This is a genomic window from Acidobacteriota bacterium, from assembly GCA_016703965.1.
Lineage (GTDB): Bacteria > Acidobacteriota > Blastocatellia > Pyrinomonadales > Pyrinomonadaceae > OLB17.
Genome location: JADJBB010000025.1, coordinates 192,520 through 216,077, shown reverse-complemented (window position 1 = coordinate 216,077; position 23,558 = coordinate 192,520). Strand labels below are relative to the sequence as shown.

Genomic DNA, 23,558 nt, shown 5'->3' with positions numbered 1-23,558 from the left:
CATTGATCACCTAACCAGAAGCTTCGCATCTGGCTATTTTCTGTGGCCGCTCCACGGCCGTATCTTTTCGATCGGACCCACTACCTAAGCAAGATAATCCTTGACTTTCCGCCGTATTTGTATTATCCTTGCAACGATGTTGCATCTTGATAGCACGCCTGAGATGGATATTTGATAACTGAAAGAAAAGTTTTTGCGGAAAACGGTGAAATTTGAGCTGGAAATACCTGTATATCTCTGATAACAAAGGATTTACTTGTCCGCAGCACATCGCGGACAGGCCGCGGACAGCCAGTGGACAAACAGTGGACAAAACATGGCACGAAAAGGCTTCTCACCGGCGAATAAGCAGGAATCATCGAGAAAATGCCTACTTCTTATGGCATGTCGAGCAGTTCGTCACGTCCGGTGCCTTTGCTCCCGGTGTCTGGAAGAGGATCTGGTAATGGCAGGTATCACACCGTTGATGAAAGGCGAGTTCGCTCGTCAGCTTTGTGGTCTTCCCTGTTTCGGGATCCTTTAAGCTCGGGATCTTTGGCATAAGTTTCGGCTTCTTTCCCGCCTGTGCGTGACAGTCGCGGCAGGATGCAACGCCCGCGGCAGTTGGATCGGCAGCGAATAATTCGGTCGTGAGCGTAGTCTTCCGGCCCGCGGGCCACGCGGTCTTTAGCGGCGGAGATTTGGCGAGTTGCTCGGCGGGCTGTGCGGTGTGGTGGCATTCGATACAGGCTATCGGGCCACCAGAGCTGTATTCGCCGCCATTGTGTTTTGTGTGATTGAAAGTAACCTGCCCGACCTTCGAACCTTTGGCAAAAATGATCACCTCGGGCATCGTCTTCTGCGGCTGATCTGCCGGCTTAGGCATACGCTGAGCGAGCGGCCTATCGCCGGCAATAAAAAGAACCCCGACGGCAAGTAAAACGATCATGGCGATCGGGAGAAGGTTTCGTCGAATATTCATTTTGTCGGAACTGCGGCAAGTTTCATACCGACCTTGTCGATATTGAAGTAAACCTTTACCACCTGGTTCGTAGCTTTGTCGGTCGCTTCCTGAACGTGGTAGTTATGTCCGTCTATCGTCTCAACCGTCTGCGCGCCGTGCTTGAGTTCGAGAGCGTTGAGCAGGACAAATTCCTCGGCGATCGAGATCACGTGGTATGCAGTCTTCGCCGTGTTGCCGTCGGCGTCCTTCAGGATGGAATTAACGAGGCCGAGGTATACAGCTTCGTGATACTTTGCCTTTTTGGGATCCGCAAGGCCCTGATACGCCATTGCCGCCATAATATGGGAATTCATATCGACGAATGTAGTTTTGTGAATTCCATCGGCGATCTTGACCACGTCCTTGAACTTCTTCTCGTTTAGCAGGGAAAGCATCTGAGCCTGCAGTTTAGGATCTGCGGTACGTGCTTCGATCGGCGTTTTCTCTGCAAAAGCAAAGCGAAGGGCCTTGAAATCCACGGTCATATCACCGCCCTTGACCTTATTGACCAGGGCATCATAGTCCGCCGACTGAGCGAGCGCGTTTACCGATAGGAGTGCGACGAACAACACCAAAAGGAAATGTTTTTTCATATTTTCAATACGAATATATACACTGTCGCACTGTTCGCGCAAGGCCTCAGCCTTTAATGTATGCCACCGCACAGTCAGTTTCCCCCGACGGCTGTTCTAATTAGTTCGGAGGATATTTTTCTACATATGACGGAAGAAAACAGCACTGGCAGCAACGCCGTTTGGGCCATCGCCCTCGTAATTATTGTCGCGATCATTGCCGGCCTAGTTTACTACAGCGGAATACTAAAAGGCGGAACGCAAAAGAAGGACATCGACATCAACGTCACCGTTCCAAGTGCCCCGGCGAGATAGGAGTCTTAAACATGACCGATCACAAATGTAACCACGACATCTGCACCTGTATCGTCAGCGGCGGAAATGAATATTGCAGCGATCACTGCCGCGAAGCCGTCACGCAGGACATCACCGAGATAAAATGCGATTGCGGCTGCTTGAACTGCGGCTAACAGGTCTTAGTTTATTTGAAATGAGTACGACGCCATTTATCGGTGAGGCGATTCTAAGGCGAGTTACGGGTTATATTTCGGCAGCAGCGAACCGTGCGTTTTTAGATAGCCGCAGAGATCGTTGACGCCGGTATTACCGCCGCAGAAAATAAGAACGACCCTGCTTTCTGGCGTGAACTTGTTTCGCAGTTTCTCAACGGCAGCCAAAGTACATGCTGCGGCGGGCTCGGTTATAACTTTGAGCCGTTCGGCAATGAAAACCATTGCCTCAACGGCCTCATCGTCGGTCACGACGGTTACTCTTTCAAGATGCTCTTGAACGAGTGCCAACGAGGTATCTGATACGTATGGAGCACCCAGGGTTTTCGCGATCGATGTTATGCCCGGCAGTTCCAGCGGCTTTCCTGCGGCGAGAGCCTGAGACATCGCATCGGCTCCGACAGTTTCAACCCCCCAAAGCCTGATCTTCGGATCCATGCCTTTGACTGCGGTCGCGACGCCTCCGGCTAAACCGCCGCCTCCTATACTCAGGACGATATCCGTCGTACTGGGCAGATCTTCGAGGATCTCGAGCCCTACAGTTCCCGCTCCCGTCATTATCTGCGGGTCGTCAAACGGATGAACAAAAACTCGGCCCTCGGCCTCGTAGTCCTTGACGCGGCGAAAGGCATCGGCGATCGTGGGCAGCAATTCGACAGTAGCGCCATAACCACGTGTCGCCTCGACGTATCCTCTCGGCGTATTTTCAGCCATCAGGATGACTGCGTCTACGCCGAGGGCGGTCGATGCATACGCCACTGCCTGGGCATGATTTCCACCGCTAACGGCCACGACGCCTTTTGCACGCTCGGCCTCGGACATGTTTAGCAGCTTATTAAAAGCCCCGCGAGCCTTGAACGCACCGGTTTTCTGGAACAGCTCGTATTTTACGTAGATATTCAACCCCGTTCGGCGGCTCAGCGAGGTGCTGTATTCGAGCGGCGTTCGTTTGACGTACGGGGCGATCAGATTTTGAGCATCATTGATTGCAGTTATGTTCATCGGCAATACTATAACATCGTAAAATGTCGTAGAAATAACTTAGCCTTTTGAAACTTACAATTGTGTTGGGATTTTCCGTGTCCGACAAGTAAAATAGAGTAAATGGAAGAAAGAGAATTGATGACCGAGGCTGATATCCACGCCTTTGGAGTTGAGATCGTTTTTAAGCAATTGGAAGAGGCAGGCTGGACTCTAGAGTCAGCCGATGTTTTTGCCGACCGCGAAACTCATCCGCAAATAGTCGGCAACAAAGACGGCGAGACCGGATTTTTTGTCGTGCGAACCGACATGTACCCGAAACGCGGCCGGATCGAGGGTGAGGAGGTGTTTCAGACACTCGTCAAACACGCCGCCGCGCATGGGGCTTCGTGCTATTTCGCAAGCGTTAGCATAGCGAATTCGGAAGGTGCGACTGAAGAAGAGATGGCCATTCCAGTAAAAGGGGTCGCCTATCATGTTGCGTTCGACGGACTTGTACAAATGGCTTTGCCCGAGACGATGTCAGAAGCGAACGGATAGAAAGGCGTATGAATAAAACCCGCCTCGAGGCATTTTCAGATGCCGTCATTGCAATTCTCATGACGATAATGGTGCTTGAGCTTAAGGTTCCGCACGGGACTGACCTCGAAGCTCTGAAGCCATTGCTTCCGATCTTCCTGGCCTATGTGCTGAGCTTCATTTACCTCGGCATTTATTGGAACAATCATCACCACATGCTCCAGGCGACGCGAAAGGTCAATGGCAAGATCCTGTGGGCAAATATGCACTTGTTGTTCTGGCTGTCGCTGGTCCCGTTTGCGACCGGCTGGATGGGCGAGAATCATTTCGCCCCGCTCCCGACTGCGATTTACGGGCTCATATTGCTCCTATGCGCCGTTTCCTACACCATGCTGCAGGCAAAGATCGTCAGGCACGAGGGCGGTGACAATGAACTTTTAGCAGCAGCAGTCGGGAAGGATCTTAAGGGCAAGATATCGATGGTCTGCTATATTCTGGCGATACCGCTGGCGTTCGTCCACCAGGGTATTTCGGGTGCCTTGTATGTATTAGTGGCGGCGATCTGGTTCATACCAGACCGCCGTATAGAGAAGAAGATAAAGTGATGAATAGCCGCCATCGGGATCGGGCGGCGTCAGATCTATATTGGATCACGCTCAAAATATATAGCGGAACAGGACCAGAAGTCCCATCGCTCCAAGGATCGAGAGGATCCATCCGGCGTTGTATTTATCGTCCTTCCAGATCGCTCTGCCGACCATCGTTCCGATAAACGAACCACCCATTCCGATACCGGCAGTCACCAGCCAGCCGATAACACCGCTCGATATCGCTTCTTTTCCAGGCAATAGCAATCTAGCTAATACCCCAATTATCAATCCTACGAAAAGCTGCCAAATGATAGACATATCTTTGCTCCTTGGTTTTTAGACTTAAATCTCAGTTGCATCGTCTACTGAAACATACGCTATGGATCAATGCGAAGTTCGGACAAACCCTACGGCTTGCCTTGCGGTGAAAGCCTAATATACGCGAATTCTGCGGTTATCTCACGCGCAGTATTACATGCAACAAGCCCGGCAAGCACCGTCTCAGGAAAATCAGATTCGTATTGGCCGGCTTCTCGCCACGATGAATCCTCATTCTCACGCCAGTAGGCCGTGAAAACCTTGCCCTCCCGAACTATCCTGAGGTCGACTTCCTCGAGCTGAGTCTGAAGATCGTCAGGAGTTGCCAGCGGAACGTACTTTTCCCGGCTTCGGACATCAATTCGAAGTCCCTCGCCGCCGCCGCTGACTCCACCGTAGGCACGTTCGAAGCGGAGGTATCGGCTTTCATCCACAAATATAAGCAAACCGGCGCCCTGATAGTTCTCCTTCGGCAGAAATCTGACCCGCGTTTCGATCTGAAAATCACCTGTAATGGGTTTCATATATCGCGGCGCGGAAATATTGTCCCCGTAGAGGTCTTTTCCGCTCGGGATCTTCACCCGCAGCACGCCTTTCTTAACGTCCTTGGGTGTCGGCTTTTCGCCTTCAGCTGGATCGATCCATTGCCATCCCACAGGCCATTCGGTTGAATATGTCGAGAAACTCACGTTGACTGGCTTATCCACCTTAACCGCCTCAGGCGGAATTGGCACTGAGGGCGGTGGTACGGATGTCTTTTTCGGCGGCGGCGTAGTTCCGCAGCCGAGACACGCAAGTATGCCTAGTGCGAATATAAATAGAAAAATACCCAAAAATGTTCGATGTTCTCGCATTTAGACTAGGCCTGCCTTATCCACTTCCACACTTCGGGAATGGTAGCCCGTTTGCCGTACATTAGCATTCCTACGCGATATACTCGAGCCGCAAGCCAAACAAGCCCAGCTATTGTGAGACAGTTGATGAATAACGACAGTCCGATCTGCCACAAAGGCGGAGTTTCTGCCAATATCCTGATCGGCATCGTCAAAGGAGCAAAAAATGGTGCGATCGAGACCCAGAACGAAAGGCTTGAATTTGGGTCGCGGATCACAGCAAAGCCGAAATAAAATCCGATCAGCATTATCATGATCGGAGGAAATGCAAATTGTCCGCCTTCCTGCACGGTGGTGACCATTGAGCCAATTAGGGCAAAGATCGCCGCGTAGGTAAAGTAGCCGACGATAAAGTACGCGAAGAAATACCCGACCATAACCGGCGTGATCCGAGGAAGTGAACCCAGTATCGGGCTCATATCGGCTTGAGTCGATAAAAATACTCCGAGGGCGACCAGCGACCCTACCCAAATTCCGAGCTGCGTCAGGCCGGCGAGGCCAACCCCGACGAGTTTTCCAAGCATCAGTTCAAAGGGCCTTGCAGATGAAAATAGGATCTCAGCGATTCGCGTCTCCTTTTCCTCGACCACCGCTCCCATGATTATCTGACCATAGATCGTCAGGCTGATGTAGATCATCATCCCGATGATCAGAGAAGCAATAAATAGGACATCTCCGTCTTTCTCTTCGCCTTTCTCATTGATCGATTTTGACTCGAAATCAACGTTCTGGCTCAACGCCTGAAGCATTTTTTCGTCGATATTCGCCGCCGCGAGACGCTCGGATCTTACGGCCTCATTCAGGGCATCCTTCAGGGTATCGTTCGCCACAAAGTCGCCTGCCTTTCTGGATCGAAATTCGTATTTGGCGTCTGTTTTTTCGATATTTGCCGGGATCAAAAGATATGCATCGATCTCGTCAGCAGCTGCTTTTGCATTCAATTCCTGCCTTATCTGCTCTGGCGACTTGTTGTTATTGTCGAAATCGATAAAGACAAAACCCGCAGCAAGTTGGTTCGCTCCGCTTTTCATCTTTTCTTCTTGAGTTGCATTCAGGTCGCCCAAAGAGTCTTTAGCCGCCTTTCGTGCCTTCTCGGTTATCCTCTCTGCCGAGAGGTTCCCTTTTAATCTTGGGGCTATCTTATTCGACGCATCGACAATGACCACACGTGTCGGTTCCCCCTTAAGAGAAAAGATTATCGCGGGAACCACCGCAAAGCCCGCGCCAAGGAGCGGAAAGAGAAGTGTGCCAAGAAGGAACGTCCACTTAAGAACTATCTTTCGGTATTCGTGTTTTACAACCGCGAGGAATTTTCGCATATCGGGAAATAGTTAACGCGAGACAAAAACCGTTACTATACGCTCGCTCCGGCGGCTTTCTGTCCGCCAACCTGATCTATAAAAATGTCATTGAGGCTTGGTTCGATCCTCTCGAACTTAGTGACGACCGCTTCGGAAGCTATCAATTTCCTGAGCAGATCCTGCGCATCGGCCCCCTTTGCGAGTTCGATCCTCAACTCATCCGAATGCTCAGCGATACTCGCAACCAGTGCACTGTCCGCAAGCACCGCTTCTCCACCTGTCGCTCGTAATGCAATCAGGTCTTTTCCGTATCCGGCCTTGACCTCTCGCAGACTGCCGCCTATGACCTTGCGGGACCTGTTGATCAGAATAATGTCATGGCAAAGCCGCTCGGCCGTCTCCATCAGGTGTGTTGAGAAAATTATTGTCTTTTCCTTTTGCCGGAATTCCGAAAGGACCTCGATCATAAATTCGACATTGACCGGATCGAGGCCGGAGAATGGTTCATCGAGGATCAGCAGGTCCGGATCATGAAGCACGGTCGAAATGAACTGGACCTTTTGCTGCATCCCTTTCGAAAGATCCGTTGTCTTTTTATTCTTCCATTCACTCAATCCCATCCGCTCGAGCCACTGATCGATCCGTTTGTCAGCGACCGCCGAGGGAATATCTTTCAACGCCGCAAAATAGCGAAGTTGATCGACGATCTTCATCTTTTTGTAGAGGCCCCGTTCCTCTGGCAGGTATCCGATCCGATCCTGAAGGTTTGGAGACATATGCTCGCCAAAAAGCTCGATCTTTCCTTCATCAGGCGCGGTGATCCCGACGATCATTCGGATCGTTGTCGTTTTCCCGGCTCCATTGGGGCCTAGAAATCCAAAAACCCGCCCCGCACGCACGTCAAAACTAAGCCCCTCGACAGCGGTGTAGTCGCCGAACCGTTTCGTTACGTTATCAACTCTCAGAGTTACTGTATCGTCGCTCATATTCGAGAACAAGATTATCACGCCGTGAACCTAAGCGGATAGCGCGCGAAAAAAGGATGGACGTCGATTACAACGATCCATCCTTCTGTTTCGGGCGATTCGAATCCCGACACCTTTTCACCCTTCGATACCGGAAACCGTAGCAAGGCATTCGGCACCCACAGGTGTAGGCTATTTAAAGAATACCCGAATTGTGGCTAAAATGTCTGTAAGGAACCACACAAAAGCTCGAATCGAGTATAGGGGTTGTTAGTTGATCGCGAGTAGTGGCAGAATGTTTTAGCCGATCACTAACCAAATGGAGATTTTTGTTTACCGTAAGGACGCTGAGAAAGTTGAGGAAGGATTCACTCGAGATGAACTCCCGGCTTTGATCGCGGATAAGACCAATGTCGTTTGGGTCGATCTGCAAGGTGAAACAGCAGAACACCTTGCCGAGGCCAAGGATGTTCTGCTGAACGTTTTTAAGTTCCACCATCTAACTGTCGAAGACTGTGTCGAGACACGCAATCAGCCGAAGGTCGAAGCGTTCGAGAATTACCTGTACTTTATCGTTCACGGCATCAAGCCCAACGAAACGAATCCCTCAAATTTTGTAACTAAAGAACTTGACGGCTATCTTGGCGAGAATTTCGTGGTCACGTTTCACGTCCTCAGATTTCGAAGCATTAAGGCGGTCAAGCAAAAGATCCGCAACAGCACATTTGTCTGCAAACGCGGAGCGGCATATTTGCTTCATCACATTCTCGATGAACTTGTCGACCTGTATATGCCGATAGTTGATGAATTTGACGAAGCGATCAATCAGCTTGAGGACCGCGTACTTGATATGCGGCACACTAACAATTCGATACTCGGCGAGGTAATGGACATCCGTCGCAGCGTTGCCCGGCTAAGACGTATCTCGTCACGCCAACTTGAAGTTCTCTACCGGATGTCACACGGTGAATTCCCGGTCATTCCGACAAATGTCCTTCCTTTTTTCAGAGATGTTCACGATCATCTGCTGAGGATCTCGGATCTTTCCGAAGGCTACAGAGACCTCGTTTCCGGATTATTTGATATCCATTTTGCAGTCGTTGGAAATCGGACGAACGACGTAATGAAAACGCTCGCCGTCCTCTCCTCGATCATTCTCCCGCTCAGCCTGATCGCCGGGATCTATGGGATGAATTTCGAGAATATGCCGGAGCTAAGATCCGAACACGGTTATTTCCTTACGCTTGGCACGATGCTGGTTATTACTGTTCTGCTGCTAGTGTATTTCTGGCGGCGGGGCTGGATCTTTCAAAAAGACGATGAGGTTATCGTCAAACCTCGCGAGGCAAAAGATTTTGAAGAAGGCGAGTAACTCTAGAAGCTCTTTTCCAGTAAACGCTGAACCTGAAGATCGCCAAAGCCATAAACTCCAGCACGTTTCGTAAATTCCGGAAAGATCGCGTTAAGATCAGAGATTCCCTCTGATCGAATTTCGGTTAGGATCTCATGCGGCCTAGTATCTATATCGACTGCAGCCTCGACGACTTCGGCAAGATATGGGAAACGGGTTGAGTCCGAATTCAAAAGCTCCCGCAATCGATCAAAGTCGCGACGGCTAAACGCGTTCCAAAGCTCGGCCCCGAGTTTAATGTCTCCGCTCGTGAATAACTGCCTCGCATCGAAGCATCTCTGCAGTTCGTCGGCCCCAAGGCTGCCAAAACCTGACCAACGGTCGTCTTCACTCAGAACCGCTGGTTCGACCCTGTAAATATTTGCTCCTGAATCGGCTAGTTTTGCGAGACAAAACCACATGTTCACACCGCAAAACAATTCATACTCGAACCAGAGATTTACCTGGTCATCCTCCGCTATCTCAGCTAATTTCTCTAGCTCATCGGCAACGCGTTCGTGGAAAACGATCTCGTCTTCAGCGTATTCGGTAAGAATAAATCGTGCCCGTTCGTCCCAGAATTCATCAGGTGTTTTCGCCTCGACCGGTCCGACGATCAACGCGTCACGAAAAACGATGACTTCGCCATCAATACCGGTCTTTTTAAATTCTTCAACCAGCGAATCGCCGGGCAGAACGTGGAACTTCATACGATGAGCGTAACAGCGTGAATAATCGCAAGACAAATCCCGGCGTAAACGCCGGCAACAATGTCATCTGCACAGACGCCAATGCCGCCCGGCAGGATCTGCAGATCATCTATAGGATATGGCTTCCAAATATCAAAAAGCCTAAAGAGGAGAAAGCCGGCCAGGATCAGAGGCCACGCAAGGCCGAATGGAACGAAAAGAAAGGTTATAAACTGCCCCATCAATTCATCAACAACCGCTTGCGAGGGATCAAGATTTCCGAGAAGCGGGATCGAGCGTCCCGACGCCCAGATACCGATGAGAACAAAGACAGCCAGCGAAACTGCGATTCCGGAATGCGTCCACGCATCGGAAGAAGCCGTATGGCCTGATAAGTGAAAAACGGATTGCTCTAAGAACTTGAGTGACCGTTCGAGTCCGACGTAAAAGGCAACAGCGACCATCGACCCGAATGTTCCCGGAGCAACCGGAAGATAACCAACTCCCCAGGTCGTGAACGCGAGTGCAAAATAATCTACCAACCCCGACGGGCTTCGTTTCTCGACCGCCTGTTTCATAAGTTAAGGACTAAAACTCGATTCCCTGCTGAGCAAATATCCCGGCGTGGAAGGGATGCTTGATCTCTTTCATTTCTGTAACGAGATCGGCCGCCGCGATGACTTTTTCGAGAGCGTTGTCGACATTTCGGCCTGTTAAAATAATGTGAAGATGCGGTTTTTCCAGCCGGACGCTGCGAATCTCATCAAGAATTGCGTCAATATCCAAGAAACCGTAGCTCAGAACGTATAGCAGCTCATCGAAAACTAGCAGATCGTAATCCCCGTCACGCATCTTCTGAACACACAGTGCCCAGGTTTCCTCAGATGTTTTAATGTCCTGTGATTTGTCGTTAGTATCCCAGGTAAAGCCGTCGCCCATTGTATGGACCTCGATACCTAGTTTTTCAAATGACTCGTGTTCACCGTAGCGGTCGCTTCGCGACTTCATGAATTGGATCATACAGCATTCCATTTCACGTCCAGCGGCACGCACCATTACACCGATCGCAGCTGTCGTTTTGCCCTTACCGTCACCGGTATTGAGCATGAGCAGCCCTTTCGTGTTTTCGCGGTAATCGTTGCGTCGCCATTTATAGCGCTTTTCTGCCATATCTTGGATCTTAAACTGGACCGGGGTCGCTGCGTGGGAACAGATGTGCGGCTAATATCACGATCCGGCCTTCTCAACCGCAGCGGCAAGTGCCGCCACTATCTCGCGTTCCTTTTCGTCCCAGTCACCTTCGATGCTTAAACCGGAAGCATTCTTATGGCCGCCGCCGCCGAAGCGTTCGGCAATTCGGGCGACATTAATATCACCTTTAGAACGGAGGCTCGCTCTGAACCTATTTGGCCCGACCTCCCGCATATAGACGACAGCTTTGACATCACGGGCAGCTAGGGGAATATTCACAAATCCGTTGTTATCACCGTCGATAGCTCCGGCTTGCTTCTGCATTTCCAATGTCTGCCGCATGCATGCGACCTGGCCAGTCTCGTTACGTTTGACGGTAGCCAGCACCTGTCGCATAAGTTCGATACGCGACCATGGGTAATTATTGTAAACGGCCTCACCTATCTTCTCAGGCTTAGCACCGGCCTTGATAAGTTCGGAGGCTACTTTTAATGTGCGGTCGGATGTATTTGGAAAGTGAAATGAGCCGGTATCGGTCACGAGAGCCATGTAAACACATTCAGCGATCTCTTTTGTGATGCGGCCGCCGATCGCTTTGCAGAGATTGTAGATCATTTCTCCCACGGCCGAAGCCGTGGAATCAATCCAGTTTATTGTGCCAAAATGCTCACTGGTCGCGTGGTGATCAATGTTGACAGTGAATTGGCTTTCAAGGCCGTCAATACCCGGACGGCTAAGGTCGCTGCATTCGATCACGAAAACAGCATCATATTTTCCGTTGACGTACCTTACATCGCGAATCTCATCCGCTCCAGGTAGGCTGCGGTAGGCCGGCGGCACTTCGCCGTGCACAATAACCTCGGCCTCCTTTCCCAGAGACCGGAGTAACCAACATAATCCGAGAGACGACCCCACGCCGTCACCATCCGGTTTGATGTGTGTCGTGATCGCGAATACGTTCTTATTTTCAATTAACTCAACTACTTGACTTAGCACTTCGTTAGAAGCGAAAAGTTAAAAGTTAAAAGTTAAAAGTATGAGGCTAAAAGTAATAAGATCGTTTCTTCACTTTTAACCTTAACTCCTAACTTTTAACTCTCACCTTCACTCTCATCCTTCTTTATTTCCCCTTTTCTAGTGAGATCTTCCAGGATCTCACTGACTCTCGAGGCATTTTCTTCCGCAGTGTCACGTACAAAATGAACGTGCGGGGCATGCCTGAGGTCAAGGTTCATCGCAACCTGCTGACGAACAAAGGTCGCCGCGTTTCGCAACGATTTCAAAGCTTTTTCTATCTCTTCTTCGCTTCCGCGGATCAAAGCATAGACCTTCGCATCCCGAAGATCTGGTGAAACCTCAACGTCAGTCACGGTCACCATTTCAAGCCGGGGATCGTTGAGCTCAAAGCCAACGACCTCTGCGATCTCAATTTTTAACGCCTCGCCGAGGCGCTCAGGCCGACGCATCACTCTATTACAACTCCGTCGCCGCTATCTTCTCGATCACAAATGCCTCGATCTCGTCGTCGATCTTAATATCGTTGAAATTAACGAGGCTAATACCACACTCAAAGCCCTGCTTGACCTCGTTCGTGTCGTCTTTGAATCGTTTGAGTGCGGCAATATCGCCATCCCACATGACCACGCCGTCGCGGATAAGTCGTGCCTTTGCCTGACGGCGAATAAGGCCTTCCGTGACACGGCAACCGGCAATTGTACCGATCTTCGAAACCTTGAACGTTTCGAGTACGAGAGCCTTGCCCAGGATCGTCTCTTTCTCGATCGCATCGAGCATGCCGATCATGGCCGCGGTGATCTCCTCTTCAACCTTGTAAATGATGGAGTGAAGCCGGATATCGACGTCTTCTTTCTTGGCGATGTCAGCAACGCGAGCCTCAGGGCGAACGTTAAATCCAACGATCACGACCGCCGTCGAAGCATCGTCAGCCTGCGTAGCCGAAGCCAGCAGTACGTCGGATTCCGCGATCGCACCAACTCCCGCACGAATAACGCGAACCTTGACCTTTTCAGTCGAAAGTTTTTCGAGCGTTCCCTTAAGCACCTCGACCGAACCTTGCACGTCGGCCTTGAGAATGACAAGGAGTTCCTTGATCTCGGCCATGCCGAGCGATTCGATGCCGCGTTTGGTCGTCTTGAGCATTGCTGCCTGGCGAGCGTGCATCTGACGCTGCTGGGCAATGTCCTGAGCTCGCTCTACGTCGGCAACTACCTGGAAGGTATCACCCGCCTGCGGTACGCCCTGCAAGCCAAGGATCTCGACCGGTGTAGAGGGTTCAGCCTCAGTCACCGCAGTACCTCGATCTGAGAACATCGCACGGATCTTACCTGAAAATTGGCCGACAATGAACGGATCGCCAACTCGCAGGGTTCCCTGCTGAACAAGCGCGGTAGCAACCGCACCGCGTCCTTTATCCAATTTGGCTTCAAGAACAACGCCGGACGCACGACGCGTCGGACTGGCCTTGAGATCAAGAATATCTGCCTGGAGCAGAACCGTCTCAAGTAACGTATCAAGGTTCTTCCGCTGCTTAGCAGAAACCTCGACCATTTCCGTTTCGCCGCCCCATTCTGTCGGCTGCAGGCCAAGTCCGGCCAAACCGTTCTTAACGTTATCGACATTCGCACCGGGTTTGTCGATCTTATTGATAGCAACGATGATCGGAACTCCGGCGGCTTTCGAATGTTCAACAGCTTCGATAGTCTGCGGCATGACGCCATCGTCCGCCGCAACAACGAGAATTACTATGTCGGTTGCCTTGGCACCGCGGGCACGCATCATGGTAAATGCTTCGTGGCCCGGAGTATCAAGGAACACAACGCGACGGGGTACGTCCGGATTATCCGAATTCGGGACCATTACGCTGTAGGCACCAATGTGCTGTGTGATGCCGCCGGCTTCGCCCTCAGCTACATTGGCCGAGCGGATCGCGTCGAGGAGTGATGTCTTACCGTGATCGACGTGGCCCATGACGGTAATGACCGGAGCCCGCGTAAATTCGGTATCGTCAGCATCGGCTGCGATCAGTTCTTCGAATTCCTGTTCGATGACCATTTCTTCAAATGGAACGAAGCTGACATCGAATCCGAATCCGAGAGCCAGTTCTTTCGCCATCTTCTCACCGATGGGCTGATTCAGGGTCGCAAATACACCTTTTTTGATAAGAAGCTGCACGATGTCGCGGGGAGTAATTCCAAGTGCCTCTGCAAACTCGCGAATTGTAGCTCCTTCGGTCAAACGAACGGATCGCAGATTTCCGCCCTCGACCGCACCGACCTGATCCATCACGCGTTCTTCGATCGACCGCTTCTGCGGAGCATCGACATCACGCTCGGCAAACCTACCTGTTTTGTCGTTTTTGCGACCACCACCGCGACCCGGACGGCGCCGGTTGTCCGCTGGCGGCGTATACGTCATCTGCGGGGCTGCATTCTCTCCGGGCGTTCCGCGGAACTGGATCGGACGACCGTCAGGACCGCGAGCCGGCGTAACCAGGCTGCCGGTCTTGGTCGGTGCAGTGCTTACAAGCCGATCGCCAGGTTTGATTCCCTTCTTAAGAGCATCAGGGCTGAGGGTCAGCCTCTTTACGGTCGTTCCGCTTGGGCCGGCGACTGGTTCTGCCGGTGCTTCAACTACCGCCGGAGCTTCTTCGGCCTCCGGGGCAGTATCCACCGACTCCGTAGATTCCTCGCTGACCGAGGTTTCGATCGCTGGCTCCACAGCTTTGGGCTTAACGACCCGGCGGACTACCGTTGTTGGGGGAGCCGGGGCTTCCTCAACACCTGCGGGAACCTCAACCTCCGGTTCAGGTTCCGCGACGATCTTTTTAGAGAGTTTCTTGACCGACGGAGGTGCGGTCGGAGCCGTTACCGGTTCCGCTTTGGCAGGAGCAGCCTCAACCGCAGGTACTTCTCGCGGAGTCTCAACTGGCGTTGCCTCGGCCTGAGCCTCGGTTTCAGCCATTTCAACCGGAGCCTCAACAGGCTTTGCGGCGGCCTTGATGACCTTGATCGCTCGCTTAGGCGCGGTCTCTGTTTTGGGGAAATACTTGCTTCGGACCTTTTCGGCGATCTCAAACGGAACGGAATTTGACGCGACGCTCACGTCCGCGCCCTCACGTCGCAGATCTTCCATGACGCGCTTCGTGTCCTGTTTCACTTCGCGTGCAAGATCGTAGATTCTAATGCTCTTTCCAATCGCCATATTCAATTTAATCTCAACGTCTCGACGCGTTTTGTGTGTGGTCTTAATTCATAATTTAAGTTTCACCCTAATCCGCGTCCGATCTATTTCTCGGTTTCATCCGAAGCAGTTTCCGTTTCTTCCGCGACGGCTTCCGTATCCGTCTCATCGGCTGCTGCTTCTTCCACTTCTGCCTGTTCATCGCCGCCTGCCACCGCTTCAGTTTCAGCAGTTTCCTCAGCAGCTTCACCCTCTTCTCCACCGCCGATCGCAGCGTTTTTGGCACTGACGATCGAATTTGCAGCCGCCTTGATCGCTTCAGCGGCATCGAGACTGATATCGAGATAATCGACCAGATCATCAACCGATGCCGCGGCTAGCGCCTCGACGTCCGCGATACCCTTCGATGCCAAAGTTTCTGCCTGAGATGTCGTAACACCTTCCAGGGCCGTGATCGGAACTGCCTGGCCCGAAGCCATCATTTTGCCCATTTTCTGAGCGATCTCTTTCTTCAGCAGCTCTTCACTAACGATCTTTATCTCCCAGCCAACCAATCGCGTTGCAAGACGGACGTTCTGTCCTTTCTTACCGATAGCGAGGCTCAGCTGATCTTCGCCGACGATAACTTCCATCAAGCGGCTTTCGATATTGGTAATGCGAACCTGCGAAACCTTTGCCGGCGACAATGCATTCGCCGCAAACACCGAGGGCTCATCGGACCATTCGATAATGTCGATCTTCTCTCCGCGAAGTTCTTTGATGATCGCCTGAACACGCGACCCCTTCATACCAACGCAGGCTCCAACCGGATCGACGTCTTTTTCATTAGAAGTAACAGCGATCTTTGCGCGGTCGCCAGGTTCGCGAACTGCCGATTTGATCACAACCGTCTCGTCGTAAATTTCAGGTACTTCCATCTCAAACAAACGCTTGAGCAATTCCGACGAAGCTCGCGAACAAATGATCTGCTGGCCTTTCTGTTCCTTCGAAACATCAACAATGACAACGCGGATACGTTCGCCCTGATTCCACATTTCGCCGCGTGACTGCTCGCGACGTGGAACGATAGCTTCGAGATTATTTCCCAGATCGACGATCATGTCGCCGCGTTCGAAGCGCTTGACCGAACCGTTGATCAACTCACCCTTGCGGTCGATATATTCGTCGTAAACCTTTTCGCGGATCGCTTCGCGGACCTTTTGAACCAATATCTGTTTTGCGGTCTGAGCAGCGATACGGCCCAATTCCTCAGTCGGAAGCGGCAAGAGCAGCATGTCGCCGATCTCGATCTCGTCGCCGGCAAGTTCGACCGCTTCCTCAAGCGAAAGTTCGGCAAGCGGATCTTCAACAACCTCGACTACCGTCTTCTGAGCCGAGATCTCGATCGCACCTTCCTCGTTGTTCCATTCCACAACGACGCTATCACCCGTTTTGTCCTTGAACTGCTTGCGGGCTGCCGCACGAACAGCGTCCTTCATGGCCTCGATGATCATATCGCGATCCAGACCCTGCTCGTTGCACAGTATCTCTATACTTTGTCCGATGGATGATGTCATAACTTACTCACGCTCAACCGTTTATACATAAATATATATCGAGGCCATTTACTTATGGCCAAACTCTTTAGAGAGATCGATCTTCAAATTTGCCTTCGTGACCTCAGGGTAATCAAAGCTCACATTTCCCTTCGTGCGGTCACCGATAGTTATCTTCTCGCCTTCGACACCGGCGATCTCGCCAATGAAGGTCTTTTGCCCGTCGATCTCCGTCTTTAACTTTACCTTTACGAGTTGTCCCGTAAACTTGACGAAATCCGCCAGCGAATAAAGTTCCCGTTCGATTCCCGGCGACGATACTTCTAAAACGTACCGTGTCGGGATCACATCTTCGCTATCAAGAAATTCCTCGATCCCGCGCGATACGATCGTGCAATCTTCCAGCGTTACCCCGCCTTCTTTGTCAATGAAGATCCTGACAACCAGATCCTTTTTAGTGCCCGCAGTTTCGACGTTAACAAGCTCGACAGCATTCGCATCGGCAACCTTTTTGGCAACCCCGCTAACGTACTGAGTTATCGAAACCTTATCCATCGTCACCCGAGCAAAATAAAAAGTGGGTCGCGAAACCCACTCGACACGTAATCCGCGCTTCGTAGCAAACGAGAAGTCTATAGAAACTTCACCCATTTTGCAAGGCCAAAAACAGGGGCACCTGGCTCGAACCGAATATGTGTATCTATTCAGGGGATTTTGACTGATAGCGTCACGGCGGACCGAAATGAGAAAAACATTGACATCCCTTGGATCCAAGCGTTACGCTAGTGTCGGTTGGTCATTTTTTGACTGCGTTTAACATTCTGTTTTTTGTCCGCGGGTAACCCTTAACTAAAATACTCCAAAGACGCTGTTCCATTTCCGGAACTTACACCCTTAAAGAACCTTCCACAAGAGGATCGGAGAACCATGAGAAATTCCGTTATATCGTTTTTCGCGTCGAGTAGTCGGTCACTACTAGCCTTAACTCTCATCCTTGCGATTGGAGCGGCAAGTTTTGGAGCTTGGACCGTTAATGCCCAGGGCGGACGAGTGATCAGGTGCGTGAATGTCAGTACCCAGCAGGGTCAGCAGGTCATCGTCGAGATCCAGATCGACTCTCAGGGCAATGAATCGTCAGCGAGTTTTACTGTGAATTTTGATCCGACAAAGTTGTCCAGCCCGCTCGCAACCATCGGAAACGGTGTTCCTGCCGGATCGGCTCTTGGGACGAACCAGAATCAGGTCGGCAGCGGACGTCTTGGAATACTGATCGACTCAACAAATACATATGCAGCCGGGACGCGGCAGATGATGACGATCCGCTTCAACGTGGCGGCAGGTGCTCCGTCAGGCGGCTCGACCGTGAGCTTTGGCAGTACTCCAACATTTCAGAGCGTCTCGAGTGCTTCGGGAGCATTGCTGACAACGACATATCAGTCTGGAACCGTAACGATCGGCACAGGCGGCCCGACACCAACGCCAACCCCAACGTCAACCCCGACGCCGACCCCAAATCCAACCCCAACTCCGACGCCGACCCCAAATCCAACCCCAACCCCGACGCCGAATCCAACTCCGACGCCGACGCCGAATCCAACCCCAACCCCGACGCCGAATCCAACTCCGACGCCGACCCCAAATCCAACCCCAACGCCTACGCCAAATCCAACCCCAACGCCTACGCCGAATCCAACTCCGACGCCGACCCCAAATCCAACTCCAACCCCGACGCCGAATCCAACTCCGACGCCGACCCCAAATCCGACTCCAACCCCGACTCCAAATCCGACGCCGACACCGACGCCAACTCCAAGTCCGACGCCAAATACACCTCCGGGAACGAATGTGTTTGTTCAGGCTCCAGACAGCAGAGCGAATATTACGTTTGGAACCGTTTTCCAGACCGGCAACACGACTTTCACGCAGATCCCGGGATCGTCAGCGGGCTTCCCGCCAAACGGCTATACATTGGCAAATGAAGGATTACATTTTAACGTGATGACGAGTGCAATTTTCGGTGGATCGCACACGGTTTGCATCGTCGCATTTGGCATTGACGACCCCGAGGATTTTGCCCGTTTGAGAATACTTCACCGTGAAGGCTCACAGTTGATCGACCGAACCATCCTTTTTCCGGATGCTCCAGCACCTCTTTTTGCGACGCGGCAAGTTTGCTCACGCGTTGATCTTCCAGGCGACTTCTATTTGGCCTACGGGCCGACATTTATGGTCTCAGGAAGAGTCCTCACGCCGAATGGTCAGGGACTTAGAAATGCAGTTGTTTCGATCACAGATTCGCGAGGTGTCAGGCAGATGACAACCAGCAGTTCATTCGGTGCTTACGTCTTTGCAAACGTCCGCGGCGGCGAGACCTACACGATCAGCGTCTCATCGCGGAGATATCGTTTTGCCGCCCGCCCAATAGTAGTACTGTCCAATCTCAACGATGTGGATATGATCGGACTAGAATGATCCGAAACCTACGAATAAGTAAAAACGGGGCCCGGATATTTCCGGCCCCGTTCCTTTGTTTTGCAGCTGTTAACTAGGCCTGCTCAAGCCCCGTGAAATCAACATTTGTCAGGCTGCCGTTTATCTGTATGACCTGCGGCGTAAACCGGTAGCGTTTATTTGCGACCGAAACGGAATGCGTGAGTCCGACATTAACCCCGGAAAATGAATATATTCCGAACGAACTTGTGGTCGCCGTCCGCCTGATCCCCTGCGGGTCGGTAAGGGCTACAATCGCATTGCGAATGGCCGTGCCGCCTGGCGACGCCACGCGGCCCGAGATAGTTACGGCTGCGTTCGGGTTGACGGTAAAGTAGTTGCGAAACGTATTTGCCGTCCCATACCCAACCCCAATATGCGAACTCATATTCCAGCGGTATTGCCCGTCAGCGACCAAGATTCCGGCCGGCAGCGTAAACTTGGTGCCCGTGATCGGCTGTGTTAAGGCAGTTTCCGAATTGTAGACGATATCGTAGGTCGATCCATTGAACTTACTCACATAGAGCGAATAGCCGTCCGCTCCGTCCATAGGTTCCCATTGAAAAGTCGGCGTGAGCGTCGAAACAACAGTTCCGGGAGCGGTTTGATTACCGGGTTCCGTGAGGTTAGGGGGCGGCGGGATCGTGTCAGGGCCCATCTGGAATATTCCATTTCTTAGGCCGCTCGGATTGCCGTTGGCGTTGTAGTAGTGGTTGACGATCCAGACAAAATCCTTACCCTGATTTATTGACCAACGTTGAGATCCCCATTGGCACATACCTCTTCCGTGTCCAAAAAATGCCTGTCCTGCATCAACCGGATCGCTTAAGCACGGCCAGGTTCCGTTATTTCCGGTAAAACCGTCAGGACAACCGCCGAGGTTGTTTTCGGCGGAATACTCCGAGAAAAGAACGTCGGTCGACGTCGAATTCACTACGATCGAGCCGGTAGTTTGGTTGGTGGCATTATTTGTGCTTGTCGCCGAATCCGCCGGATCGCACACCTGGCACGACGTCGTATTGCAAATATCGTAATTTGCCGCGTTGATCGGATGATTCACATGATATGCACCATAACTCCGAAATGCTATCGCCCCAGCCTTCAAAGAGTTCGCATTCCACGACGAGATCCATTCGTCATCTAGACCGAAGCGAACGTACGCGTCGAGCGTGTAAACCGTGAAAACGGTGCACGACGTGCGCCCGCTCGGGCAATTCGATCCCACACGAATGCTTGCAGGAACCGTAACTAAACTCGGCTGAGCCGGAGCGGATGATCCCTCAAAAGTCGGCGGTTCGTAATTTTGCGTATTTTTAAGTTCGTCGGCGCTTAGGCGAAGCTTGTGGGTACCATCTGCAAACGCTCCATCGCTGTTTGTGTCGATAATAAGGTGAACCGCTCCTTCCGGGATCATCGTGTTTGGGCGACGATAAATGACCTTCCCTTCCGTCTCAACGATCAGATCTGCCGAACCGGGAAGATCCCCGACGGGATCGACTGGCAACGTCGGAACAAAAAGCCGAAAGTAACCGGAACTATCCGATCTTGCAGATTCCCGCAAAGCTTCGAAAGTCACGCGTGCGTCAGTGACCGGCTTACCATTTTCGTCATAAATATGGCCGTGGATCAGCGTCGTCCCTTCGCGGAGAGCTCCCGCGATCGATTCATCACGCATCTCGGTCGGGATCAGGGTCGGATCGAGATAAACTGTTACATTTAAGGCACTTCCGTTAACAATAAAGTATGTTTTGATCGGAGAGTATCCATCGGCGTGGATTTCAATGTCGGTCCGACCTAAGGCCGAAACGCTTCCTTTTCCAATTTCGTCCGCATCAGTTCGAGATTCGGCACCGTCGCTTGAGATCGTCCGCATCTTCGCGGCCACTCGCTTCCCGGTTACGCTGTCGCGGACGGTGATATTGATCGAGCCGGATTGTGTTGGTACTGACGCAGCCAGGCCTGAGAACGAGAAAAGGGATTCACTCGCCTCGACTGCGGCGGAGAAATAGCTAACAGCAAGTAGAACAAGGAAAATGGCGGCCGGAATGCCGAGCTTTTTTGACAGGTGATTCACTAACAAGACCCTCCTTAACGCTGCTGATAGAATGTTTTGACAACATCATACATCAACTTAGGGTTGGAGTTCCATTAGAAAACACAATGTGCGACCGGTAAAAGCATCAGCGAATCTGATCGTTGGCCAGAGCAAGAAACGCCGAACGAGCTGCCCCGATGATACCTGCATTATCGCCGAGCTCCCCCTTGACGAGCGTAGCTCGGTCGGCCGCAGCAGCGTAAGCACGCAGTCGTATCTCAGATTCGACATGACCGGCGAAGGCATCCCATCCTTCCGTCACTCCACCGCAAATAACCAGCATTTCGGGGTTTAGAACATTCGCGAGCCCGGCGAGGGTTATACCGAGATAGCGGCCCATCGAACGAAACACAGCGTCGGCCATGCCATCCCCGGCCTTATACGCGTCGTAAACATCTTTGGAGGTCTGAACGTTCATCCCACTATCTCGTGCAAGTCGAACGATGGCCGTCGCTGAAGCATATTGTTCGATGCACCCATGACTTCCACATCCGCACGGATGCCCCTCGGGCTCAACGCAGATATGTCCGATCTCGCCGCCGATACCATCCTTTCCCCGGATCGGCTCGCCGTTGACGATGATCCCGCCGCCGATCCCCGTGCCAAGCGTCACGCAGATGGCGTTATCAAGCCCTCGCGAAGCTCCGATCCAGTGCTCGCCGATCCCGGCAGCGGTCGCGTCGTTTTCGACGATGACCGGAAGATTGAACATCTTCTCCAATTCGGATCTAAGGTTCATTCCGACCAGGCTGGGAAGGTTCGGCAGCTTTGTCAGCACTCCATCGAAATCTTTGGCGACCGGTGCCGGTGCTGTAAACGCAACGCCAGAAAACAACTTGTCGCGACTTTCGCCCTCAAATCGACCGCGGCACTCATCGGCCATTTCACGGATCTGGTCAATAAGCGCCGTCGGCTTCACGTCCCGGGGAACGGGACGTTTTACAAGATGAAGCAGTTCTCCGTCGCTGTCGACAGCCGCTAGGCGTAAATTTGTGCCGCCGAGGTCGGCGGCAAGTACGACTGTTTTCATTTCAGGAGTCTAGTTTGCGGCTTTTTTGGGGCGATCAGCCTCGGGAACATTTTTATAGACGTCTTCGAATTTAGCCCAGCCATCCTTGATAACTGTGTCCATCAAATTCGCTTTATCGACCGTTGTAACTTCGAGCAGAATGGCCGGAATCTCTTTCTTGAGTGCGTCGTTCATGAAAGGCTTTGTGTCGAGCTTTTCCTTTTTCGCGAGTTTAATTGCAGCTTCAACGGCAGCATTCGCAAGCGGAGCGATCGGTTTGTAAACGGTCATCGACTGCTTGCCCTCGGCGATCCGCTGCAGAGCGTCAAGCTGAGCGTCTTGCCCGGTTACAAGGATCTTTCCGGCGAGCCCTTTCTTTTCAAGCGCCGATACCACACCGCCGGCCATACCGTCATTTGAGACCACGAACGCCTGAATGTTGTCGTTATTCTGGGTCAACGCATTCTCCGTCATTTTTAGAGCCTCATCCGGACGCCAGTCGGTCATGAAGTTGTCGGCTACGATCGTTATGTCCTTCTTGTCGATCGCACCCTGCAATACAGCCAATTGCTCCTTCTTCATTATGACGGCATTGTTGTCGGTCGACGCGCCGTAAACCATCACATAGTTACCTTTAGGAGCTTTCTGCAAAGCGTATTCCGCAATCTTTCGCCCAATGACCGGCACCTGATGCGAAATGTATGCATCGATCTTGTCCGAATTGATAAGACGGTCGTAGCTGATAACGGGAACGCCCTGCGCCTTCGCCTTTTCAACCATCGAGGCCGCTTGCGTCGAATCGTGCGGAGCGATCACAAGGGCATCCACCTTCTGGGTTAAAAGATTGTCAACATCGTTCGCCTGCTTGTCAGCCTTGTTGTCAGCGATAGTAATGACACACTCGACATTCATTTTTTCGCAATGTTCCTTAAATGCGTCATGATCCCTTTGCCATCGCTCTTCCTTGAGCGTATCCATCGCGAACCCGATCTTCATACGCTTTTCCTTCGGCGGGCCACCGGAACAGGCGCTGATCAAAGCAATGGCAAATAGAATGAACAGAATTTTGAACTTCATTGAAACTCACTCCCATTAGAAAATTTGTTGCGGACTCCGAGAATTAAATCAGAAAACAAGGCTCAGGGCAAAGGTGCGAGACGACGGAATCATTGAAATGATGTTTCTGTTTTGGATCCGTTCGGCCTGACCCTATGGATAAGCATTCGGCTAAATGACTAATCCCAAATTGATTCCGCATTTAAAGAGATTATTAGCTATCGCGGATTTGAAAAACGCGAAAAACATGTTATAAATGGAGACTAAATATTA

24 protein-coding genes are annotated in these 23,558 nt (G+C 51.8%); 6 read left to right on the top strand and 18 right to left on the bottom strand.

Going from position 1 to position 23,558, the window contains the following annotated elements; all coding sequences use genetic code 11:
- Positions 1-370 precede the first annotated feature (370 nt).
- On the bottom strand, positions 371-961 hold the full coding sequence (locus IPG22_18345; protein ID MBK6590245.1) for a cytochrome c3 family protein: 591 nt from the start codon (positions 959-961) through the stop codon (positions 371-373).
- Positions 958-1,575 (bottom strand): DUF4919 domain-containing protein, encoded by a 618-nt coding sequence (locus IPG22_18340; protein ID MBK6590244.1) that lies wholly within the window; start codon positions 1,573-1,575, stop codon positions 958-960. The genes IPG22_18345 and IPG22_18340 overlap by 4 nt, the downstream gene beginning before the upstream one ends.
- Before the next feature lie 126 nt (positions 1,576-1,701).
- Between IPG22_18340 and IPG22_18335 the strand changes: the two genes are divergently transcribed.
- On the top strand, positions 1,702-1,869 hold the full coding sequence (locus tag IPG22_18335) for a hypothetical protein (protein ID MBK6590243.1): 168 nt from the start codon (positions 1,702-1,704) through the stop codon (positions 1,867-1,869).
- Between the two features lie 11 nt (positions 1,870-1,880).
- Positions 1,881-2,024 carry a hypothetical protein gene (locus tag IPG22_18330; protein MBK6590242.1) on the top strand — a complete coding sequence of 48 codons (144 nt, stop codon included), beginning with the start codon at positions 1,881-1,883 and terminating at the stop codon, positions 2,022-2,024.
- Positions 2,025-2,087: 63 nt separating this feature from the next.
- Here the strand turns inward: IPG22_18330 and IPG22_18325 are convergent, their stop codons facing one another.
- Positions 2,088-3,065: a threonine/serine dehydratase gene (locus IPG22_18325; GenBank protein MBK6590241.1), complete on the bottom strand. Its 978-nt coding sequence runs from the start codon at positions 3,063-3,065 to the stop codon at positions 2,088-2,090.
- Positions 3,066-3,167: 102 nt separating this feature from the next.
- Here IPG22_18325 and IPG22_18320 point away from each other — a divergent pair, with 102 nt between their 5' ends.
- Both IPG22_18320 and IPG22_18315 read left to right on the top strand, forming a co-directional pair.
- Positions 3,168-3,584, top strand: a complete 417-nt coding sequence (locus tag IPG22_18320; protein MBK6590240.1) for a hypothetical protein — start codon at positions 3,168-3,170, stop codon at positions 3,582-3,584.
- 8 nt (positions 3,585-3,592) lie between these two features.
- Entirely contained in the window at positions 3,593-4,168 is a 576-nt protein-coding gene (locus IPG22_18315; protein ID MBK6590239.1) for a DUF1211 domain-containing protein, read from the top strand.
- 51 nt (positions 4,169-4,219) lie between these two features.
- Here IPG22_18315 and IPG22_18310 read toward each other — a convergent pair whose 3' ends face one another.
- The 4 genes from IPG22_18310 to IPG22_18295 all read right to left on the bottom strand — a co-directional run bounded on the left by IPG22_18310 (position 4,220) and on the right by IPG22_18295 (position 7,651).
- Complete coding sequence (locus IPG22_18310; protein ID MBK6590238.1) at positions 4,220-4,471, bottom strand: GlsB/YeaQ/YmgE family stress response membrane protein; 252 nt, start codon at positions 4,469-4,471, stop codon at positions 4,220-4,222.
- An 89-nt stretch (positions 4,472-4,560) separates the two neighbouring features.
- Positions 4,561-5,325: a DUF1349 domain-containing protein gene (locus IPG22_18305; GenBank protein MBK6590237.1), complete on the bottom strand. Its 765-nt coding sequence runs from the start codon at positions 5,323-5,325 to the stop codon at positions 4,561-4,563.
- 5 nt (positions 5,326-5,330) lie between these two features.
- Positions 5,331-6,683: an ABC transporter permease gene (locus tag IPG22_18300; GenBank protein MBK6590236.1), complete on the bottom strand. Its 1,353-nt coding sequence runs from the start codon at positions 6,681-6,683 to the stop codon at positions 5,331-5,333.
- A 35-nt stretch (positions 6,684-6,718) separates the two neighbouring features.
- Positions 6,719-7,651, bottom strand: a complete 933-nt coding sequence (locus tag IPG22_18295; GenBank protein MBK6590235.1) for an ATP-binding cassette domain-containing protein — start codon at positions 7,649-7,651, stop codon at positions 6,719-6,721.
- 298 nt (positions 7,652-7,949) lie between these two features.
- Here IPG22_18295 and corA point away from each other — a divergent pair, with 298 nt between their 5' ends.
- Positions 7,950-9,002, top strand: a complete 1,053-nt coding sequence (gene corA, locus IPG22_18290; protein ID MBK6590234.1) for a magnesium/cobalt transporter CorA — start codon at positions 7,950-7,952, stop codon at positions 9,000-9,002.
- Between the two features lie 2 nt (positions 9,003-9,004).
- Here corA and IPG22_18285 read toward each other — a convergent pair whose 3' ends face one another.
- The 8 genes from IPG22_18285 to IPG22_18250 form a co-directional block, all read right to left on the bottom strand.
- Positions 9,005-9,730 carry a DUF1835 domain-containing protein gene (locus tag IPG22_18285; GenBank protein MBK6590233.1) on the bottom strand — a complete coding sequence of 242 codons (726 nt, stop codon included), beginning with the start codon at positions 9,728-9,730 and terminating at the stop codon, positions 9,005-9,007.
- Positions 9,727-10,287, bottom strand: a complete 561-nt coding sequence (locus IPG22_18280) for a phosphatidylglycerophosphatase A (GenBank protein MBK6590232.1) — start codon at positions 10,285-10,287, stop codon at positions 9,727-9,729. The genes IPG22_18285 and IPG22_18280 overlap by 4 nt, the downstream gene beginning before the upstream one ends.
- Positions 10,288-10,297: 10 nt before the next feature.
- Positions 10,298-10,879, bottom strand: a complete 582-nt coding sequence (locus IPG22_18275; protein ID MBK6590231.1) for a cob(I)yrinic acid a,c-diamide adenosyltransferase — start codon at positions 10,877-10,879, stop codon at positions 10,298-10,300.
- A 57-nt stretch (positions 10,880-10,936) separates the two neighbouring features.
- Positions 10,937-11,896 (bottom strand): bifunctional oligoribonuclease/PAP phosphatase NrnA, encoded by a 960-nt coding sequence (locus tag IPG22_18270; GenBank protein ID MBK6590230.1) that lies wholly within the window; start codon positions 11,894-11,896, stop codon positions 10,937-10,939.
- Between the two features lie 95 nt (positions 11,897-11,991).
- Positions 11,992-12,366 (bottom strand): 30S ribosome-binding factor RbfA, encoded by a 375-nt coding sequence (gene rbfA, locus IPG22_18265; GenBank protein ID MBK6590229.1) that lies wholly within the window; start codon positions 12,364-12,366, stop codon positions 11,992-11,994.
- Between the two features lie 7 nt (positions 12,367-12,373).
- The gene (gene infB, locus IPG22_18260; protein ID MBK6590228.1) at positions 12,374-15,121 is read right to left on the bottom strand and encodes a translation initiation factor IF-2; all 2,748 of its coding nucleotides are present in this window, start codon (positions 15,119-15,121) and stop codon (positions 12,374-12,376) included.
- 83 nt (positions 15,122-15,204) lie between these two features.
- Positions 15,205-16,656: a transcription termination/antitermination protein NusA gene (gene nusA / locus IPG22_18255; GenBank protein ID MBK6590227.1), complete on the bottom strand. Its 1,452-nt coding sequence runs from the start codon at positions 16,654-16,656 to the stop codon at positions 15,205-15,207.
- Between the two features lie 48 nt (positions 16,657-16,704).
- Positions 16,705-17,190 (bottom strand): ribosome maturation factor RimP, encoded by a 486-nt coding sequence (locus tag IPG22_18250; protein ID MBK6590226.1) that lies wholly within the window; start codon positions 17,188-17,190, stop codon positions 16,705-16,707.
- A 372-nt stretch (positions 17,191-17,562) separates the two neighbouring features.
- On the opposite strand from IPG22_18250, the gene IPG22_18245 reads away from it, so the two are divergent.
- Positions 17,563-19,107: a carboxypeptidase regulatory-like domain-containing protein gene (locus tag IPG22_18245; GenBank protein MBK6590225.1), complete on the top strand. Its 1,545-nt coding sequence runs from the start codon at positions 17,563-17,565 to the stop codon at positions 19,105-19,107.
- A 73-nt stretch (positions 19,108-19,180) separates the two neighbouring features.
- Here IPG22_18245 and IPG22_18240 read toward each other — a convergent pair whose 3' ends face one another.
- The 3 genes from IPG22_18240 to IPG22_18230 form a co-directional block, all read right to left on the bottom strand.
- A complete protein-coding gene (locus tag IPG22_18240) occupies positions 19,181-21,199 on the bottom strand; it encodes a hypothetical protein (protein MBK6590224.1) in 2,019 nt (672 codons plus the stop codon).
- 106 nt (positions 21,200-21,305) lie between these two features.
- The gene (locus IPG22_18235) at positions 21,306-22,250 is read right to left on the bottom strand and encodes an ROK family protein (GenBank protein MBK6590223.1); all 945 of its coding nucleotides are present in this window, start codon (positions 22,248-22,250) and stop codon (positions 21,306-21,308) included.
- Positions 22,251-22,259: 9 nt separating this feature from the next.
- Complete coding sequence (locus IPG22_18230) at positions 22,260-23,306, bottom strand: substrate-binding domain-containing protein (GenBank protein ID MBK6590222.1); 1,047 nt, start codon at positions 23,304-23,306, stop codon at positions 22,260-22,262.
- Positions 23,307-23,558 lie beyond the last annotated feature (252 nt).